At 62.6% G+C, this 17,776-nt stretch carries 15 protein-coding genes and 2 tRNA genes; 9 read left to right on the top strand and 8 right to left on the bottom strand.

Translation table 11 applies throughout. The annotated features are described in order from the left end of the window. Positions 1-50: 50 nt before the first annotated feature. Positions 51-1,256 (bottom strand): alginate lyase family protein, encoded by a 1,206-nt coding sequence (locus MUN81_RS04210; RefSeq protein WP_245115359.1) that lies wholly within the window; start codon positions 1,254-1,256, stop codon positions 51-53. Positions 1,257-1,571: 315 nt separating this feature from the next. Continuing rightward, positions 1,572-4,448: a substrate-binding domain-containing protein gene (locus MUN81_RS04205; protein WP_245115357.1), complete on the bottom strand. Its 2,877-nt coding sequence runs from the start codon at positions 4,446-4,448 to the stop codon at positions 1,572-1,574. A gap of 300 nt (positions 4,449-4,748) precedes the next feature. Here MUN81_RS04205 and MUN81_RS04200 point away from each other — a divergent pair, with 300 nt between their 5' ends. Continuing rightward, the gene (locus MUN81_RS04200) at positions 4,749-5,138 is read left to right on the top strand and encodes a VOC family protein (RefSeq protein WP_245115355.1); all 390 of its coding nucleotides are present in this window, start codon (positions 4,749-4,751) and stop codon (positions 5,136-5,138) included. A 34-nt stretch (positions 5,139-5,172) separates the two neighbouring features. On the opposite strand, the gene MUN81_RS04195 is transcribed toward MUN81_RS04200, so the two are convergent. From MUN81_RS04195 to MUN81_RS04185, 3 genes are all read right to left on the bottom strand, one after another. After that, a complete protein-coding gene (locus MUN81_RS04195) occupies positions 5,173-6,225 on the bottom strand; it encodes a sugar phosphate isomerase/epimerase (RefSeq protein WP_245115354.1) in 1,053 nt (350 codons plus the stop codon). Positions 6,226-6,551: 326 nt separating this feature from the next. Next, a tRNA-Val gene (locus MUN81_RS04190) sits at positions 6,552-6,626 on the bottom strand. 87 nt (positions 6,627-6,713) lie between these two features. Continuing rightward, positions 6,714-6,788, bottom strand: a tRNA-Val gene (locus MUN81_RS04185). A 250-nt stretch (positions 6,789-7,038) separates the two neighbouring features. Here MUN81_RS04185 and MUN81_RS04180 point away from each other — a divergent pair. Continuing rightward, positions 7,039-7,935: a TerB family tellurite resistance protein gene (locus MUN81_RS04180; protein ID WP_245115353.1), complete on the top strand. Its 897-nt coding sequence runs from the start codon at positions 7,039-7,041 to the stop codon at positions 7,933-7,935. A gap of 70 nt (positions 7,936-8,005) precedes the next feature. On the opposite strand, the gene MUN81_RS04175 is transcribed toward MUN81_RS04180, so the two are convergent. Further along, complete coding sequence (locus MUN81_RS04175; RefSeq protein ID WP_245115351.1) at positions 8,006-9,124, bottom strand: mechanosensitive ion channel family protein; 1,119 nt, start codon at positions 9,122-9,124, stop codon at positions 8,006-8,008. 79 nt (positions 9,125-9,203) lie between these two features. Further along, positions 9,204-10,463, bottom strand: a complete 1,260-nt coding sequence (locus MUN81_RS04170) for an ABC transporter permease (RefSeq protein WP_245115340.1) — start codon at positions 10,461-10,463, stop codon at positions 9,204-9,206. A 258-nt stretch (positions 10,464-10,721) separates the two neighbouring features. Here MUN81_RS04170 and queA point away from each other — a divergent pair, with 258 nt between their 5' ends. The 3 genes from queA to MUN81_RS04155 all read left to right on the top strand — a co-directional run bounded on the left by queA (position 10,722) and on the right by MUN81_RS04155 (position 13,560). Next, positions 10,722-11,771, top strand: a complete 1,050-nt coding sequence (gene queA, locus MUN81_RS04165) for a tRNA preQ1(34) S-adenosylmethionine ribosyltransferase-isomerase QueA (protein ID WP_245117362.1) — start codon at positions 10,722-10,724, stop codon at positions 11,769-11,771. A 153-nt stretch (positions 11,772-11,924) separates the two neighbouring features. Then, the gene (locus tag MUN81_RS04160; protein ID WP_348533164.1) at positions 11,925-12,587 is read left to right on the top strand and encodes a 2-C-methyl-D-erythritol 4-phosphate cytidylyltransferase; all 663 of its coding nucleotides are present in this window, start codon (positions 11,925-11,927) and stop codon (positions 12,585-12,587) included. A gap of 172 nt (positions 12,588-12,759) precedes the next feature. Then, positions 12,760-13,560 carry an enoyl-CoA hydratase-related protein gene (locus MUN81_RS04155; protein ID WP_245115337.1) on the top strand — a complete coding sequence of 267 codons (801 nt, stop codon included), beginning with the start codon at positions 12,760-12,762 and terminating at the stop codon, positions 13,558-13,560. Between the two features lie 93 nt (positions 13,561-13,653). Here the strand turns inward: MUN81_RS04155 and MUN81_RS04150 are convergent, their stop codons facing one another. Continuing rightward, positions 13,654-14,508, bottom strand: a complete 855-nt coding sequence (locus tag MUN81_RS04150; RefSeq protein WP_245115335.1) for a hypothetical protein — start codon at positions 14,506-14,508, stop codon at positions 13,654-13,656. 190 nt (positions 14,509-14,698) lie between these two features. Here MUN81_RS04150 and MUN81_RS04145 point away from each other — a divergent pair, with 190 nt between their 5' ends. From MUN81_RS04145 to MUN81_RS04130, 4 genes are all read left to right on the top strand, one after another. Further along, positions 14,699-15,307 (top strand): DUF4142 domain-containing protein, encoded by a 609-nt coding sequence (locus MUN81_RS04145; RefSeq protein WP_245115333.1) that lies wholly within the window; start codon positions 14,699-14,701, stop codon positions 15,305-15,307. Positions 15,308-15,380: 73 nt separating this feature from the next. Further along, positions 15,381-15,977, top strand: a complete 597-nt coding sequence (locus tag MUN81_RS04140) for a DUF4142 domain-containing protein (protein WP_245115331.1) — start codon at positions 15,381-15,383, stop codon at positions 15,975-15,977. A 223-nt stretch (positions 15,978-16,200) separates the two neighbouring features. Then, on the top strand, positions 16,201-16,926 hold the full coding sequence (locus MUN81_RS04135; protein WP_245115329.1) for a DUF4142 domain-containing protein: 726 nt from the start codon (positions 16,201-16,203) through the stop codon (positions 16,924-16,926). A gap of 115 nt (positions 16,927-17,041) precedes the next feature. Further along, positions 17,042-17,773 carry a TMEM175 family protein gene (locus MUN81_RS04130; protein ID WP_245115327.1) on the top strand — a complete coding sequence of 244 codons (732 nt, stop codon included), beginning with the start codon at positions 17,042-17,044 and terminating at the stop codon, positions 17,771-17,773. Positions 17,774-17,776 lie beyond the last annotated feature (3 nt).

Below are 17,776 nucleotides of genomic sequence, written 5' to 3'. Positions count from 1 at the left end.
GGCGGCCCTGGGGCTTCATGTCCCACCGCGAAACCACCAGGGCCGCTTCGCTACAAGGTCCAGGGGCGCCGGACGTTGTCCGGGTAGAGGGCAAAGACCTTGTCGGCGGCCAGGTCTGGGTAGTGCTGGCCGGCCTTGTCGTAGAGCAACAACGCGGTGCTGTTGCTGACGGGCGCCACGTCGGCGCGCTCCATCTTTTTCTCTTTCAGCAGGTAGGGCTTCAGCCAAGCCACGCCGGCATGCAGGCTGCGGCCATCGGGCGAGGTGTAGTTCCACAGGTCCACGTTGACTTTTTCGGCCAGGCGGGCCAGGCGCACCCAGCCCAGCATGTTCATGGTCACGTAGTTCCAGGGGCGGGTGCGGGCCAGCTCCAGGGGCTGCGAGCCATCGGGCTGCAGCTGGGTGGCGATGCGGCCCTTGGTCTGGGTTTCGAGCACTTTGCGGGCCAGGGCCTCATCACCGGTGAAGAGGGCAAAATCCACCACTTCCGAGTCCCAGAAGGTGCCGTGGTTGTTTTCCACCCGGCCTTCGGCCGAGCCCAGCGGGCTGGTCATCGCCCAGTTGGTGAACTGCCGAAACCAGTCCTGTAGGCCACTCACCAGCTCGGTGTCAATGCTTTTACTATCGGCCATCAGGGCCAGCGCATCGGGGATTTCTACCAGGTTGCGGGTTTCTATTAGGCCGTAGCAGCGGCCCGTGTAGAGGCCCGGAATGGCCTGCGCGAAGTTCAGGTTGGGGTTCATGCGCGTGGCTGGGTCCAGGAAGAAGATGCGCAGTTGCTTAGCGGCCTGTGCGGCGTATTCCTCCTGGCCGGTGAAGTAGTAGGCCACGGCCAGCTTTTTCACGTCGCTGGTCATGTCCAGCATGTTGTCCTCGTCGGTGAAGGCAGCGGCTTCGGGGTTGCGCAGCCCGTCGCGGTTGATGTAGGGCTTGCCGTCGGGCTTGGCGGGGTCGGGCCAGCTGTAAGGCGCCTGCGACATGTAGTCGTGCTTGTCGGCGGTGGGTGGCGTCTGAGGTTTGTTGACGATGGTGTACGGGCCGTGATTCAGCGCTTTTTGGGCGTCGGCCACGGCGGCCTGCACCTGCCGGGTTTCGGCCGGGCTGCCTTTCTGGTACGCCGCTTTGTAGGCGGCCAATTGGGCACCATCGAGCAGGATAAACGCCGGGCGCCCTTCCTTCTGAGGCCGTGCTTCAGCAGCACTAGCGCCCAGCAACGAGGCCATCGCCCAGCACCAAACCAGAAATTTGCGCATCATAACAAGCAGAAGGTTAGAACAACACCTGAAACCGAAGTAGCGCAAAGTTCCGGGGGCGCGGCAGCCGACCCTTTCTCATTTTCAACAGCATGTGTTCACCAGCGGTGATTTCTATTACCGCTTGAAAATGAAATCGATAAAAAGCAAAAAACCGAACCCATCAGGGGCTCGGTTTCATTTTTAGTGCGGGTCTGCAACAATCCTTTTAGTAGTGTTCTGCCGTCCGAACGGTGTTGGGGCGGGGCTTGCCGCCGCCTAGGCGCTGGCGCCGTTTCAACGATTTCGTTCAAAGACGGGCGCGAGCAAGCCCCTTCCCTACTGCGCTACGTGGCGGGCGCGGTACTCCGAGGGCGAGAGCTGGTAGCGGGCCCGGAAGCTGCTGGAGAAGTACGACGGCGTCGAGAACCCCAACTCGTAGGCCACGTCGGTGATGGAGCGGGTTTCATCGAGCAGCAGCTCGCCGGCTTTCTCCAGGCGCTGGCCCTGCACAAACTCCGTAACGCCGGTGCCCAGCACGGCCTTCACTTTCCGGTAGAGCTGCATGCGCGTGAGGCCGAGGTAGCGGGCCACGTCCTCCACGCCCAGGTTGGTGTCGCTGAGGTGAGTTTGCACGGTGGCAGTGAGGTCGGCCACAAATTTTTGGTCGGGCGTGGGGGTGGCTTCGTCCAGGCGGAACTCGCGGCGAAACTGCGCACGCTGGCGGGCACGGTTGGCCAGCAGCGTGCGCACGCTTTCGAGCAGGAAGGTGGGGTTGAAGGGCTTGGTAAGGTAGAGGTCAGCCCCGGCCTGCACGCCTTCCACCTGCTGCTCGGCCGCGCCGCGGGCCGTGAGCATGATGACCGGAATGTGCGAGGTGCGCCAGTCAGCCCGCAGCTGAGCCACCACTTCCAGGCCGCTCAGGCCGGGCATCATCACGTCGCACACTATCAGGTCGGGCACCAGTTCCGTGGCCAGGCGGAAACCGGTGTGGCCATCAGTGGCGCTCTGCACCCGGAAGTCGCCGCCCAGCTTGCGCGTCAGGAAGTGGTTTACTTCCTCGTTGTCTTCAATCACCAGCACCAGCGTGTCGCTTTCGGTAGCTGCCACGGCCGGGGCCTCCGGGCCCAGGTCCGGCAATACTTCCGCGGAAACTCCCAGCGGAAGCAGCGCTTCGTCGGCGGGGTTGTCCACGGCATCGTTGGCACGCAGCTCCACCGGCAGCTCGCGCGGCAGCGTCACGGTGAAGGTGCTGCCCTTGCCCGGCAGGCTGCTGAACGTGAGCTGCCCCTGGTGCAGGCGCACCAGCCCGTGCGCCAGCGCCAGGCCAATGCCCGAGCCTTTGGCCACGGCGCCCTGGTCGCCTTGGTAAAACCATTCAAAAATGTGCGCCCGGTCCTGCTCGCTGATGCCGCGGCCCGTGTCGGCGATGCTCACCTGAATGGCCCGCCCGCCGTCGGCGGGCTGCAGGCTGATGGTTACCGTGCCCTGGTCGGGCGTGAATTTGACGGCGTTCGAGAGCAGGTTGAAGAAGACCTTGTCGAGCAAGTTGCCGTCGAACCAGGCGGCCAGCTGCGACTCGGCACTCCGCAGCCGCAGGTCCACGCCGCGCAGGCGGGCCGGCTTTTCAAACACCTCCACAATCTCGCGCACAAAAGTCACCAAATCGCCCTGGCGGGCCCGAACAGCCATTTTGCCCACCTCAATCTTGCGGAAGTCCAGCAGCTGGTTCACCAACTGCAGCAGGCGCTGGGTGTTGCGGCGCACCAAGGTCAAGTCCTGGCGCTGGCCGTCGGTCAGGGTGGGGCCGCTGGTGAGCAGCTCCTCCACCGGCCCCATGATGAGGGTGAGCGGCGTGCGCAACTCGTGCGAGAAATTGGTAAAGAAGCGCAGCTTGGCCTCGGTGTCGGCGCGCGACTGCTCGGCCAGCACTTCCAGTTGGTTGCGCTGGGCGCTGATTTCCTCGTTCTGGGCCAGCAGCTGCCGGTTGATGCGGTCGTTTTCCTCGTTCTGGCTGGTCAGCTCGTGGTTGATGCGGTCGTATTCGGCGTTGCGGCTGGCCAGCTCGCGGTTGATTTTGTCGTTCTCGGCGTTTTGCAGGGCCAGCTCGCGGTTTATCTGCCGGTTTTTGCGGGCCGAGCGCCAGGCCACCGCCCCCAGCGCCAGCGCAACCAGTAGCGAGGCCACCAGGCCGTACAAGGCCGTTTGCTGGTTGGCGTAGGTGGCCAGCAGGTGCTGCATCAGGCCCTGCTGCCGCTCAATGTCGCGCTGCTGGCTCACCATTTTGTCAATCTGCTGGCGCATGGTCACCGCGTTGGTCGAGTCGATGACCATTGTGCCCAGGATATTTTCCCGCTTGAAGGGCTGGTGGGTGAGAATCTTCACCGCCGTGCGAATGGCGTCTTCGCCGGCGGGCGGGTACAGCAGCGAAGCCGTGAGCGCGCGCTGCTGCACCAAACCGGGCTGCAAGCCGTCTACGCCAATGATGCGCACCTTTTTGGTGAGGCCCAGCTTTCGCAGCACCTGAGCCGCCCCGAGGCCCATTTCATCGTTGTGCGCATAAATGATGGATACTTCGGGATGGGCCTTCAGGGCCGCCACAAGCAAGGGCTGCAAGGCCGCGCGGTCCCAGTTGCCATTCACCTGCGTGGCCAAATGCATGTTGGGAAACGCCGCCAGGCCCTGCGCAAAGCCCAGGTGTCGGTTGACGGTGGTCGAAGAACTCGCCGACCCCAAAATCTCCAGCACATTTCCGTGTTCCTTCAGCAGGCGGGCCGCATACTTGGCCGCCGTTTGGCCCACTTCCAGGTTGTTGCCGCCCACAAAAGCGGTGTATTGCTCCGAAGTAATGCGCCGGTCGAGCAGCACCACCGGGATGCCGCGCTGGTAAGCTTCCTCCACGGCCGGCGTCACGGGCCCGGCCTCCTGCGGCGACACAATGAGCAAATCAATCCCCCCGCGCACCAGCTCCCGGATTTGCTCCTGCTGGCGCTGGCTGTTGTCGTGCGCGTCCAGCATGCGCAGGTGCATTTCGGGGTGGAAGCTCAGCTCGCGCTCCATGCCGGCCAATACCGCCTGCCGCCAGGTGCCGCCGGTGCTGCACTGCGAAAAGCCGATGCGGTACGACGGGTGCGCCGCCGGCCCGCCGCAGGCGCTCAGCAGCAGCAAAACAGGCAGCAGACGTGCTGAAGCCCGAAAAAATAGTTGTGTAATCACAGGAAGAGAACGATTGGGCCCAGGGTGGGATGGATGGCGCAACCTTTCAAATATACACAGTAGACTAGCCGATTAGTGAAAACCGTTTTGCGGCTGCAACGGCTTAGGCTCCTTACTTATTCTGCGGAAAGCAAAAGGGTTCTGCCCTTTTATTGACCAGACGCCCGTAAGCAAAGCCCGGCTTGGCTAGGCTGGTAACGGTGGTTTCGCCAAAACCCATCAGCTTTTTCCGCTTTCATTCGGATGGGCACTCACCAAGGCTGTTCTTTGAGCTTCCATCCACCTCCAGCTCCAAGCCCCATGCTGCCCATTCTTGGCCTGCACCACGTCGCCATCATCTGCGCCGATTATGCCGTTTCGAAGCATTTCTACACCGAAATCCTGGGACTGGAGGTGCTGGCCGAAACCCACCGGGCCGAACGCAACTCCTATAAGCTGGACTTGGCCGTGCACGGCCAATACCTCATCGAGCTGTTTTCTTTCCCCAGTCCGCCGCCGCGCCCCAGCTACCCGGAAGCAGCCGGCCTGCGCCACCTCGCCTTCGCCGTGGCCGACCTGCCGGCCGCCATGCAGTGGCTGGAAAAACACGCGGTGCCCTGCGAACCCATGCGCGTGGATGAACTAACGGGCCGCCGCTTTACCTTCTTTGCCGACCCCGACGGCTTGCCGCTGGAATTCTACGAGGTGTAGCGGCAGCCCAGGCGGCTTCGGCCGCGCGGCTGGGCTAGAGGCCCAACATTGCGCGGTTCAGCGCCGCGTCGCTGCCAGCAGCGGCGAAGTCGTCGAAGGCTTTGTCGGTGACCCGAATGATGTGGTCCTTGATGAATTTCGCGCTTTCGCGGGCGCCGTCTTCGGGGTGCTTGAGGGCGCATTCCCACTCCAGCACGGCCCAGCCGGGGAAGTCGTACTGCGCCAGCTTGCTGAAAATGGCCTTGAAATCGACCTGCCCGTCGCCGGGCGAGCGGAAGCGACCGGCCCGGTCCGTCCAGTTCTGGTAGCCGCCGTACACGCCCTGCCGGCCCGTGGGGTTAAACTCCGCGTCCTTGACGTGGAACATGCGGATGCGCTCGTGGTAGATGTCGAGGTAGGCCAGATAATCGAGGCATTGCAGCACGAAATGCGAGGGGTCGTAGAGCAGGCAGGCGCGCGGGTGCTGGCCCACCTTCTCCAAGAACATTTCGTAGCTGATGCCGTCGTGCAGGTCCTCGCCGGGGTGCACCTCGTAGCACAGGTCCACCCCGCACTCGTCAAACACGTTCAGAATGGGCGTCCAGCGCTTGGCCAGTTCCGCAAAGCCGGCCTCCACCAGGCCGGCCGGGCGCTGGGGCCACGGGTACACCATGGGCCACAGCAGCGCCCCGCTGAACGTGGCATGGGCCGTCAGCCCCAGGTTTTTGGAGGCCTGAGCGGCGTACTTGAGCTGCTGCACGGCCCACTGCTGGCGGGCGCGGGGGCTGTTGCGGTAGGCTTCGGGCGCAAAGCCGTCGAACAGCTGGTCGTAGACCGGGTTGACGGCCACCAGCTGCCCCTGCAAATGCGTGGACAGCTCCGTAATTTCCAGTCCGGCCGCGTTCACGATGCCTTTCACCTCGTCGGCGTAGGTCTGGCTTTCGGCCGCTTTTTGCAGGTCGATAAACCGGCTGTCCAGCGTAGGCAGCTGCACGCCTTTGTAACCCAGGCCGCTGGCCCACTGGCAAATAGCGGCCAGGCTGTTGAACGGCGGCTGGTCGCCGATGAACTGGGCCAGGAAAATAGCGGGGCCTTTAATGGTTTTCATACACATCCGGAACGGTGAAGGCGGTCCACTTTCGCAAGCAGCAGCTCGAGGCAGTGACAATTTCGCTGCAAGCTATGCCCCGCACGCCTTCCGCAACGCCCGGGTAATCGGGCAGGCACTTCCACCGCGGGAGTCCGGCCTTCCAGGTTGGTGAAAAGGCGCTGCTCGTGCTGCCGGAAAGACCAGCTAAAATGCCAGCAACCGGGAAGGCATCTGCAGTCCGGTGAGCAAATTGGAAAAATGAGCCTCGTTGAGTCCCTCTTCCCCAACCGGGAAAAGCAAAACAGCCACCCAACTTTATTGCTGAGTGGCTGCTACTGAAAGTGTGGGAAGTAAAGGATTCGAACCTTCGACCTCTTCGGTGTGAACGAAGCGCTCTAAACCAACTGAGCTAACCTCCCATAATACTCCGGCAACCAGTGCCAGAGGCAAACAAACTTAAATAAAACAGCCACTTGGCCTTGCAGCTAAGTGGCTGTCTTTCAAAGTGGGGGATGTAGGGTTCGAACCTACGACCCTCTGCTTGTAAGGCAGATGCTCTGAACCAGCTGAGCTAATCCCCCGTGGGTATTCCCGTTTGGGATTGCAAAGATGGGAGGTGTTTTTGGAAGCGCCAAACGAAATTCTGATTTAGCGCGCAGATTTTTTGCCACCCACAGCCCCTGCAGGAAGCAATGGCTTCATTTTCAGGCCCGGAATTTTTGCAACGGACAGGCAAAAAAACTGCGCTGGCAGCCGCTTTTTGGAAAGCAACGTATTCGGGCCGCTCCCGTTAAGCTTCCGAAACCGCACTCCAACCAATCCTTCTTTCCCATGGAAACCCAACTCCTCCAGAACTATTCCGAAGCCGAAAAAACTGCTTACCTGAGCGCCATTGCCAGCCTCGCCACCGCCGACCGCCAGGCCTCGGGCGCCGAAACCCAGTTCTTGCAGGCCCTGGCCCAACAGGCGGGCCTCTCGGGAGGCGCCACGCAGCAGGTGCTGGCCGCCGCACAAGACGCCAACAACCAAACCATTCAGCAGAACCTGGACGCGCTCAAGGGCAGCGACCTGCGCTTCTCGCTCGTCACCGACCTCATCAGCTTTGCCCGCGCCGACGGCGCCTACGCCAACGACGAAGAGGCCATGATTGGCAAGATGTCGCAGTACCTCGGCATCAACCCCGAACAGAAGCAAACCCTCGAAACAGTGGTTGACCAAGCCGCCACCGTGGCCCACGACCCGCAGGACCCCGCCAAACAGGGCTTCTTCGACCGCATCGGCGACAAGCTCTCGAGTGCCGGCATTCCCAAGTCGGCCCTCATGACCGGCCTGCTCGGCGTGGTGGCGCCCATGGTGATTTCGCGCGTGATGAGCGGCGGCAGCAACCAGAACCAGGGCGGCGGCGGACTGCTGGGCGGCCTGGGCGGCGGTGGCAGCCTGGGCGGCTTGCTCGGCGGTGCGGCCCATAGCGGCCTGGGTGGCATGCTCGGCGGCCTGCTGGGCGGCGGCATGCTGGGCGGCCTGATGGGTGGCGGCCAGCAGGCCAACTATCCGCAGCAGGGCTCGGCCATCGGCAGCGGCGGCCTGGGTTCGATGATGTCCATCCTGGGCGGCCTGGGCGGGCGGCCCAACTCGCAGCCGGCCAGCGCGGGCGGCGGCGGTTTGGGCAGCCTGCTGGGCGGCAGCAGCCTGGGTGGCATGCTGGGCGGCCTGTTTGGCGGCCGGTAGCCTCAAACCAGAATAGTAACAACAAAAAGGCCCTCGCGCGAGGGGCCTTTTTGTTGTTCGGCTTTTACGCTCAAACCTTGCCCGCTACCGTGGTAGGCGCCGCCACCGTGCCGGCAAATGCACCGCCGTGCTGCTCCACCACTTCGATGATGCGGTAGTTGAGGTCTTCTTTCACGTCGAGGTACTCGTCGTAGCTGGTCGTATCCACGAAGTACTGCACCGTGACTTCCTTGCCGGCGGGCGTGAGGGCGTTGAACTTCATTTGCACGTCCTGGGTGACGAGGGGGTGGGCCTGCATGGCCTGCAGCGAGCCGGCAATGATGGCGTGAAGCTGGGCGCTGGTGGTTTTCTGGTCGAATACGAGCGTGAAGCCCACCCGGCGCGAGGTGCGCAGCGAAAGGTTGTCGAGGGGCTTGTCAATCATGCTTTTGTTGGGCACGGTCACGTAGCTTTTCTCGGCGGTGCGCAGGCGGGTGCTGCGAAAGCCGATTTTCTCCACGGTGCCGCTCACGTCGCCGGCCGTCACGAGGTCGCCCACGCCAAAGGGCTGGTCGAGGAAGATGGTGAACGAGGCGATGAGGTTTTCGAGGCTTTCCTTGGCCGCAAAGGCCACCGCCAGCCCGCCAATGCCCAGGCCGCCAATCAGGGCCGTCACGTTCACGCCAAACACTTCGCCCAGCACCACCATCAGCCCGATGATGATGACCAGCACCTTGAGCAGGTCTTTGGCAAAAGGCAGAAACTGGTGGTCGAGCCGCCGAATGGCCGGGGTTTCGCGCAGCTCGCCGCGGCGCTGCACCACCAGCAGGGCAAAATCGACCAGTCGCAGCGCCACCCAGGTAATGGTGGCAATGACGCCGAGCAGAAACAGGCGCAGCAGCGCCACCTTAGGCCAGGGCTCCACCCCGGGCACGGCGTCGGGCGGCAGGGGGTAGCGCAACACGCCGAATGCCAAATACAGCGTGGCCAACAAAAACAGCACCGACAGGGGCTGAATGAGCAAATCGTGGAGCTCGCGCTCCGTCACGCCGGCCGTGTAGCGCTTGGTGAGCCGAAACAGCACCTTGCTGAGCAGGCGCGACAACAACCGGCGCAGGCCCGCCCCCACCAGCAGAATGAGCGCCGCAATGAGGTACTGGCTCAGGGCATTGCCCAGCACCTCGTGGTGCAGAAAAGGAGGAAACGTCATCAACAAAAGCAATGGTGAACCCCGGTAAGACGCAACTTCGCGCCTCCTTGTTGGGGCGCGCCGGCCCGGCCGGCGGCCCCTACTTGGCCCGAATGGCAATAACCGGGTCGAGGTTGGCCGCCACGGCCGCGGGCACAATGCCGGCCACCACTCCAATGGCCACCGAGATGAGCAGGCCCAGCACAATGCGGCCGGCCGACATGGTGAGCGGCAGGGCGTCTTGCGGAATGAGGGTGATGAGCCAGACCAAGAAAAGGCCCGCCCCGCCCCCGATGAGGCACAGGCAAATGGCCTCAAACAGAAACTGAAACAGGATGAAGAAGTTCTTGGCCCCCAATGACTTCTGGATGCCGATGATGTTGGTGCGCTCGCGCACCGACACGAACATGATGTTGGCAATGCCGAAGCCGCCCACCAGCGTGGCCAGCCCGCCAATGATGGCCCCAATCACGCCGATGCGGCTAAACAGCGTGCTGATGGCCGAAGCAAACATTTCGGGCCGGTTCAGGGCAAAATTGTCTTCCTCGCGGGGCTTGAGGCCGCGGATGTTGCGCATCACGCCGCGCATTTCGTATTCCAGGTCGAGCAGGCCGGGGTCGTCGTCGCGGCCCTTCACGCCCAGCGAGGGACTGGGGCCGCTCATGCCGTTGGCGCTTAAGGCGTACAGCTTCGAAAACATGCCGAACGGAATCAGGCAGTTGGTGTCGTTGCTTGGGGTGTCCAATATCTTCTTCCCTTCCTTTTCCATCACCCCAATGACGATAAACTTTTGGCCCTTGACCTTAAACTCCTGCCCCACGGCGCCGCCCTGCGGAAACAGGTTTTCGGCGATGGTGGCCCCGATGATGGCCACCGGCCGGGCGGCATCCATTTCCAGAGTGGTGAAGTAGCGGCCGTCGGCGATGGGCACGTTGCTCACAATGCGGTACTCGTAGCTCACGCCCTGCAGGGCACAGTCCGCGACCGAATTGGAACCGGCCGTGAGGGTATTGCCGCCCTTGACCACGAAAATGGCCACGCCCTTGCGGTTGTTGCCGAGCTGGCGCTGCAGGGCCTGAAACTCGCGCACGGTGGGCACGGGCCGGTTGAAATATTTCCACCAGGGATAATCGGGGCCGAAAGTCCAAGGCCATTTGGCCACATAAATCACCTTGTCGCCCACAAAGTCCATGCTGTGGCGGATGCTGGCCTCCAGCGAGTCGACGACGGTGAAGACGGCGATGATGGAAAAAATGCCCACCGTGACGCCCAGCAGCGACAGGATGGTGCGCAACAGGTTGGCTTTGAGGGCGTCGAGGGCGAAGCGGAAGCTTTCGAAGGTGAGGCGCAGAGCGAGCATAACGAAGGAAGGATTGCAGAAAAGGTGGAGCGCAGCAGAGAGCTGCTGCAAAAGTGCATCGGAAGATTTTCGCCAACGGCGGCGCTTTGCCGTAAAGTAGGTTTACGGCTTTAAAAGACGGAAACGAGCGGGGAAGTTGCTGACGGTGAAAGCACGCCCCGCGATGGCGCACTTGCTGAAAAGTAGATACTCCCGGAAAAAGCCGTACTTTTGCCTCCCCAAATTTCCGTAACTTCCCCCAAATACTGCCCTATGGCGATGAAATTGCACGAGTTCAAGTTTGAACTCCCCGAGGAGCTGGTGGCCATGCACCCGGCCCGCAACCGCGACGAAAGCCGCCTGATGGTGGTGCACCGCGCCACCGGCCAGATTGAGCACCGCAACTTCAAAGATATTCTCGATTATTTCAACGAGGGCGACGTGTTGGTGTTCAACGACACCAAGGTTTTCCCGGCCCGTTTGTACGGCAACAAAGAAAAAACCGGCGCCAAGATTGAAGTTTTCCTGCTCCGCGAGCTGAACAAGGAGCTGCGCCTGTGGGACGTGCTGGTGGACCCCGCCCGCAAAATCCGCGTCGGCAACAAGCTGTACTTCGGCGAGTCGGATATGGTGGCCGAGGTGATTGACAATACCACTTCGCGTGGCCGCACCATCAAATTTCTGTTTGATGGCACCGACGAGGAGTTCCGCAAGGCCCTCTACGAGCTGGGCGAGACCCCGATTCCGAAAGAGGTCATCAACCGCGAAACCGAGCCCGCCGACAAGGAGCGGTACCAGACCATCTACGCCGAGCACATCGGCGCGGTGGCGGCCCCTTCGGCCGGCCTGCACTTCACCCGCGAGGTGATGAAGCGCATGGAAATCAAGGGCGTGGAGCCGGCGTTTGTGACGCTGCACGTGGGCCTGGGCACCTTCCGCACCGTGGACGTGGAAGACCTGACCAAGCACAAGATGGACTCGGAGAACTTCATCGTGACGGCTCCGGCCTGCGAAGTGGTGAACAAAGCCCTTGATACCAAGAAGAAAGTGTGCGCCGTGGGCACCACCACCATCCGCGCCATGGAGGCGTCGGTGTCGGCCAACGCCCGCATGAAGCCAACCCAGGGCTGGATTGACCGGTTCATCTTCCCGCCCCACGATTTCAAAATCGCCAACTGCATGCTCACCAACTTCCACATGCCGGAGAGCACGCTCATTATGCTGGCGGCCGCCTTCACCGGCTACCCGCTGCTGATGGAAGCCTACAAGCAGGCCATTGCCGAGAAGTATAAGTTCTTCAGCTACGGCGACGCCATGCTGATTCTGTAAGAAGTTGAGCCGTCAGGCTTCGAGAACGCCGGAATTCCTACGCAGGAATTCCGGCGTTCTTTTTTAACAGAACTTCGCCCCGATGAAAACCCCTCCCCTCCCCCAGCGCCAGGCGCCCGAACTGCCCGGCCCCGGGCGCCTCGCCTCGCCATAGTGGTGGCGGGCGGCAGCGGCACCCGCATGGGCGCCGACCGCCCCAAGCAGTTCCTATTGCTGCGCGGCGAGCCCGTGCTGCTGCACACATTGCGCCGCTTTGCTGAGCCCGCGCTGGGCGTGCAGGAAATTGTACTGGTGCTGCCCGCCGACCAGTTTGACACCTGGCAGGCGCTGTGCGCACAGTTCAGCGTCGACATTCCGCACCGGCTGGTGACGGGCGGGGCCACGCGCTGGGCCTCGGTGAAGGCCGGCCTGGCGGCGCTTAGTCAATACCCCGAAGGGCTGGTGGCCGTGCACGACGGTGTGCGCCCGCTGGTGAGTCGCACCGTGGTGGAGCGCACCTACGCCGCCGCGGCCACCCACGCCGCCGCCGCCGCCGCCGTGATGCCCAAAGACTCGGTGCGGCTGCTGTCGCAGCACGGCTCGGCGGCCCAAAACCGCAGCCGCCTGCGCCTGATGCAGACGCCCCAGACGTTTGAAATCGACCTGCTGCGCCGCGCCTACGCCATGCCGGAGCTGGCCTCCTTCACCGACGACGCCACCGTGGTAGACGACCTCTGCCGCGTACAGCTGGTGGACGGCGACTACCGCAACCTGAAAATCACGACCCCGGAGGATTTGCTGGTGGCAGAGGCATTGCTTGGCGGATTGGCGGGGTAGTGGATTGGTGGATTTGCGGGCATAAGAAAAAGAACGTCATGCCGAGCGCAGCGAAGCATCTTTACCGCAGCAGTATATGAATGCATTAAGCGGTAAAGATGCTTCGCTGCGCTCAGCATGACGTTATTGCACCTCATTAAATCCTCAACCCGCTCATCCGCAAACCCACCAAATGGAATACTCCAGCCTGCTCTACGACGTGCGCCCCGACGGCGTGGCCACCATCACCCTGAACCGCCCGGAGGTGTTCAACGCCTTCAACGACCCCATGAGCTACGAGCTGCAGGACGCCCTGAAGCAGGTGGCGCGCGATGCCGCCGTGCGGGCCTTGGTGCTCACGGGCGCGGGCCGCGCTTTCTGCTCCGGCCAGGACCTGAAGGCGGCCCAGGAAGCCGCCGCGGCCGAGGGCAAGCCCCGCTCATTCTACGACTCGCTGCACCAGCGCTACAACCCCATCATCCGGGCCATGCGCGGGCTGCCCAAGCCCATTATCTGCCGGCTGAATGGCGTGGCGGCGGGCGCCGGCTGCTCCTTGGCGCTGGCCTGCGATGCCATCATTGCCAGCAGCGAGGCTTCGCTGATTGAGGTGTTCATTAACATCGGGCTGGTGCCGGACTCGGGCTCGTCGTGGTTTCTGCCGCGGCTGGTAGGCACGCTCAAGGCCTTTGAGTTGTGCAGCCTGGGCTCGAAAGTGCCGGCTGATGAAGCCTTGCGCCTCGGCCTGGTGAACCAAGTGGTGCCGGCCGAGCAGCTCGACGAAGCCGCGTATGCGCTGGCTGCCCGCTATGCCGCGGCGCCCACCAAATCCATTGGCCTCATCAAGCAGATGCTGAACAAGGCCGGCGCCGCCACCCTGGACGAAATGCTGGACTACGAAGCCCACTGCCAGCAGATTGCCGGCGAGTCGGCCGACTATCTAGAAGGCGTGCAGGCCTTCAGCGAGAAGCGCAAGCCGGCGTTCAAGGGCCAGTAATCGCACCCTTGCCACTTTAGCCTAAAAACAAAAGCGCCGTCCCGGACAGGAACGGCGCTTTTGTTTTTAGCGGCTTCGGGTCGAAGCCGGAGCCTACCGCAGCGTGATGGTGCGGGTGCGGCCGTTCACGGTCACGCTGGCAATCCGGTCGCAGTCGTGGGTGCCGCTGGGGTCGTAGTTCAGCACCATGGTTTTGCCGTTGGTGTTGGAGCTGGTCATGCTGCCCTGCACGAAGTACTTGGGGCAGTCGCCGCGCTTGATGAGCGGGTTGTTGGCGTCGATGGTGGTGGTGTAGCCCACGGCCTTGCGGTTAGTACCAGCGGCCGAGCCGGTCACGGTGTACACATCATCGGCGAAGGTGGCGGTGCCGTAGCCAGCCGTTTGGGTGAAAGTCCAGTTGGCGGTCCAGGAGTGGGTGCCGCCGTTGTTGGCGCGGATGATGCTGGCGCCGGTTACATCAACCGAGAAGGAACCCTGGCCCAGGTCGGTGAAGGTGCGGGTGGCGGTGTGCTGGTTATCGTTCACGAAGTAGTTGACGCGGGTCACCACGGCCCCGGCGCGGCGCTTGAGCACGTCGGTGGTGAAGGCCACCCGAATCTGGCCGCGGCGGTAGCGGCCGTCGGCGCACAGGCAGTTGGTGGTGCCAAAGTCGATGGTCAGCACGCGGGCCTGGGCGTCGTAGGTGCGGGTGGCGCAGGAGCCGAAGCGGGCGCGGAAGTCGGCATCGGGAATGGCAAAAGCGGGCGTAGTGGAGCTGAAATCGGCCGGGCCGGCCAGGTTCATGGCATCGGTGCTGATGGCGGTTTCGATGTTGTCTTCGCTACGGTCTTCGGCCGTAGTGATATCGTCGGGGGCAGCGTCGTCGGCCTTGCGGTTGCAGCCGGCGGTGAGGAGCAGGCCGCTGGCCAGGCAGGCCAACGTGAGGGAGCGGAATGAGAAAGTACGCATGGCGAAGGTGAGAAAAATAGGAATATTAAAGATGAGAACTGTGTGTTTGGCCGGTTGGAAGAACAGCGGCAGCACAAGTTTAAACGCCCTGCCAAAAAAGTTCAGTCGCGGCCAAAAAAACCTGCCCCCCAAGCCTCCGTATAGCGGGCCACCGGTTTCGGCTACTTCATCTTACCCCTTTGTGATGCTCATGCTGCCACTTGCTTTGGCGCCCCTGCGGCGGCTATTTCTGGGCTTGGCCCTGCTGTTGCCGGCCGCGGGCTGCTCGTCGGGAGGCGGGAGCGGTGCCGACGACGCCGTGGAAGCCGCCAATGCCCAGAACGCCCAGAAAATCGGCGCGGCCGACGTCACCGAGAAGCAGGAGGCCGACGCCCGGTTTCTGGTGAAGGCCACCAGCAACGCCCTGCTGGAAGTGGAGCTGGGCAAGCTGGCCCAGGCCCGCGCCACTGCCCCCGCCGTGCGCGCCCACGGCGCGGCCCTGCTGCAAAGCCGCCTCGACCTGCTGGCGGCCCTGCGCGCCCTGGCCGATGCCAAGAAGCTGGCCATTCCGCCCGCGCTGGGCGAGGACGAGCAGGAAGCCTACCACGAAGTGAGCGCCCAAACCGGCAGCCAACTCGACAAGCACCTAATGGCCCTGCTGGTGAAAACCCAGAACCAGGACGAAGACGCCTTCGACGACATGAAGGACGACGCTTATGATGGCGACATCCGCGGCCTGGCAGCCAAGTACTACCAGCCCATCAAAGCGCAGTTGGACGCCGCCGAGGAAGCAGCCGACGCGGCCGAAAAGCTGCCGTAACAAGACTGGACTTCACTCCGATTTCATCGAGCGAGACTATTTTTTAGGTTCATCTTTCACTTATTCCTTTCCCATGAAACGCTCCCTGATTACCCTGTGCAGCGCCGCGGTGCTGCTGGCCACCGCCTGCAACTCTCACGACTCCGTGAAGGAGGCTCAGGAAACCAACGAAGCCAAGGCCGACAACGCCACGCCGTCGACCGAAACCGGCAAACTGGAAGAGAAAAAAATGGATTATGACTCCGAGTTCCTGACCAAGGCCGCCAGCGGCGGCATGCTGGAAGTGGAGTTGGGCAAGCAGGTGGCCGCCCGCGCCATTACGCCCGAAGCCAAGCAGTTTGCGCAGCAAATGGTATCGGACCACACCAAGTCGAACGCCGAACTGATGGCCCTGGCCGCTAATAAAAACATCACCCTGCCCACCACTCTCGGCGACGACCACGCCAAGGTGCTGAAAGACGTAACCGAGGAAAAAGGCGTCGAGATGGACCAGGAATACCTGAAGGAGATGCTGAAAGACCACCAGGAAGACGTGAAGGAATTCACCGATGCCTCCATCCGGGCTTCCGACCCCGACATCAAGGCCTTTGCGGCCAAGAACGTGCCCGTGCTGCAGATGCACCTCGACATGGTGACCAAGATGAAGCCCACCGTGGACGCCCGCAAATAGCCCGCCCCGCCACCGGCAGTGCCTGAAAGCCCGCTTTGCGAAGCGGGCTTTTTTTATGCCCGGCAACGGTTCTGCTTACCCGGCAGCGGCGGATAAAACTCAGGCCGACGCGCAACAACCAATCCGTAACGCCCCGTATGACTTGCACTTCCACCCGTCCGGGGCGTCTTCCTGAGTGCCTCAGACGGGCTCACCTTCCTTTCCACTTTCCAACTTTCTTTTCATGAAACGCATCCTCATGCCCCTGCTGGCCACGGGCCTGTTTGCGCTGGCCTCGTGCGGCGACGACAAAGGCGCTAGCGCCGAAAACGGCAACGCCAGCGACAACACCATGACCAGCTCGGCCACGGGCGGCGACACCGTGTCGGCCACAATGCCAGCCGGCTCCGAAAAGCCCGAAAACCAGCCCGGCGCTGCTGGCTCGGCCCAAAGCGACAACGGCAACGGCGCCATGAACGGCACCGAACCGGCGGCCGGCGGCCAGGCCATGGGCGACCCCAACGGCCCCACCGGCCCCCACAAAGACGACAAGGAATTTATGATGACGGCCGCCCACAGCGACCAGAACGAGATTCAGCAAAGCAAGATGGCCCTGGCTAAGGGCGTGACCGGTATGGCCAAGGAGATGGCCAACAAGATGATAGCCGACCACGCGAAGTCGACCGCCGACCTGAAAGCCATTGCCGCCAAAAAAGGCGTGACCCTGCCCACCGACATGGACGCTGAGCACAAGGCCATGAAACCGGCCATGGAAAAGCTCTCGGGCAAGGAGTTTGAAGCCAAGTACCTCTCGCAGATGCAGGCCGACCACCAGAAAACGGCCAACATCATGCGCGCCCACGAGAAAATGACCCAAGACCCCGACCTGAAAGCCTTCATCGGCAAAACCGTGCCCGTGGTGGAGCAGCACCTGGGCATGGCCATGAAGGGTTCCGACATGAAGATGTAAGCTTCGCCGCCGCTCACTATTTGCATGCAGAAAGCCGCTCCGGGAAACCAGGGCGGCTTTTTCGTGCCGTGCCTGCCCTATCTTGCGGCGGCGGCCTTTGGGCCGCTCTCCCCCCATGGACGGCAACGAAAAAGCCCTGCACAACCGCGAAGCGTTTCAGCTGGAACGCGTCATTCTGTTCACCGATGCCGTGTTTGCCATTGCCATCACGCTACTTGTGATTGAAATAAAAGTGCCCGAATTGGAGCACCGCAGCGAAGACGCGGCTTTGCAGGGCCTGGCCCAGCAGACGGCCAAGTTCATTGGCTTCTTTCTCAGCTTCTTCATCATTGCGGTGTACTGGATGGCGCACCACCGCATTTTTCGGTTTGTGACGCACACCACGCCTAAGCTGCTGTGGCTGAACATGCTGTTTCTGCTCAGCATTGTGCTCATGCCTTTCACCACGGCTTTTCAGAGCGAATACGCCATGCTCCGGCTGCCATGGGTGCTCTATTCGCTCAACATCCTGTTCAGCGGCTGGATGCAGCACCGCCTGCAGGCCTACCTGGGCAGCCCGGCGGCCGCGGTGGTGCGCCCCGCCGAGCAGCAGCACCCCGACCTCGACCCCGTGCGCCCGCTGGTGTCGCCGCTCATCTTCCTGCTGAGCATTGCGCTGGCTTTTGTGCCGGGCGTGCACGCGTCGATGCTGCGGCCGCTGCCCATGCTGCTGTTTCCGGCCTTCTGGCTCTACCAGCGCCGCTTTCGGCGGCTGACGCGTGAGTTTCAGCACACGCGGGTGCCGGCGCCGACAGCAGTTCCCAGCAGTCCGGCCGAAACGCTTCCGGCCCCGACGCCGGCTCCCTAGCCC

Source organism: Hymenobacter sp. 5317J-9, assembly GCF_022921075.1.
Lineage (GTDB): Bacteria > Bacteroidota > Bacteroidia > Cytophagales > Hymenobacteraceae > Hymenobacter.
Note: the sequence above shows the minus strand (reverse complement) of the source record. Positions and strands in the feature narration are given on the sequence as shown.

Coding starts and splice junctions, on each gene's coding strand:
- MUN81_RS04210 (WP_245115359.1), bottom strand. CDS start 1,256: ATGATGCGCAAATTTCTGGTTTGGTGCTGGGCGATGGCCTCGTTGCTG.
- MUN81_RS04200 (WP_245115355.1), top strand. CDS start 4,749: ATGCTGCCCATTCTTGGCCTGCACCACGTCGCCATCATCTGCGCCGAT.
- MUN81_RS04195 (WP_245115354.1), bottom strand. CDS start 6,225: ATGAAAACCATTAAAGGCCCCGCTATTTTCCTGGCCCAGTTCATCGGC.
- MUN81_RS04180 (WP_245115353.1), top strand. CDS start 7,039: ATGGAAACCCAACTCCTCCAGAACTATTCCGAAGCCGAAAAAACTGCT.
- MUN81_RS04175 (WP_245115351.1), bottom strand. CDS start 9,124: ATGACGTTTCCTCCTTTTCTGCACCACGAGGTGCTGGGCAATGCCCTG.
- MUN81_RS04170 (WP_245115340.1), bottom strand. CDS start 10,463: ATGCTCGCTCTGCGCCTCACCTTCGAAAGCTTCCGCTTCGCCCTCGAC.
- queA (WP_245117362.1), top strand. CDS start 10,722: ATGAAATTGCACGAGTTCAAGTTTGAACTCCCCGAGGAGCTGGTGGCC.
- MUN81_RS04155 (WP_245115337.1), top strand. CDS start 12,760: ATGGAATACTCCAGCCTGCTCTACGACGTGCGCCCCGACGGCGTGGCC.
- MUN81_RS04150 (WP_245115335.1), bottom strand. CDS start 14,508: ATGCGTACTTTCTCATTCCGCTCCCTCACGTTGGCCTGCCTGGCCAGC.
- MUN81_RS04145 (WP_245115333.1), top strand. CDS start 14,699: ATGCTGCCACTTGCTTTGGCGCCCCTGCGGCGGCTATTTCTGGGCTTG.
- MUN81_RS04140 (WP_245115331.1), top strand. CDS start 15,381: ATGAAACGCTCCCTGATTACCCTGTGCAGCGCCGCGGTGCTGCTGGCC.
- MUN81_RS04135 (WP_245115329.1), top strand. CDS start 16,201: ATGAAACGCATCCTCATGCCCCTGCTGGCCACGGGCCTGTTTGCGCTG.
- MUN81_RS04130 (WP_245115327.1), top strand. CDS start 17,042: ATGGACGGCAACGAAAAAGCCCTGCACAACCGCGAAGCGTTTCAGCTG.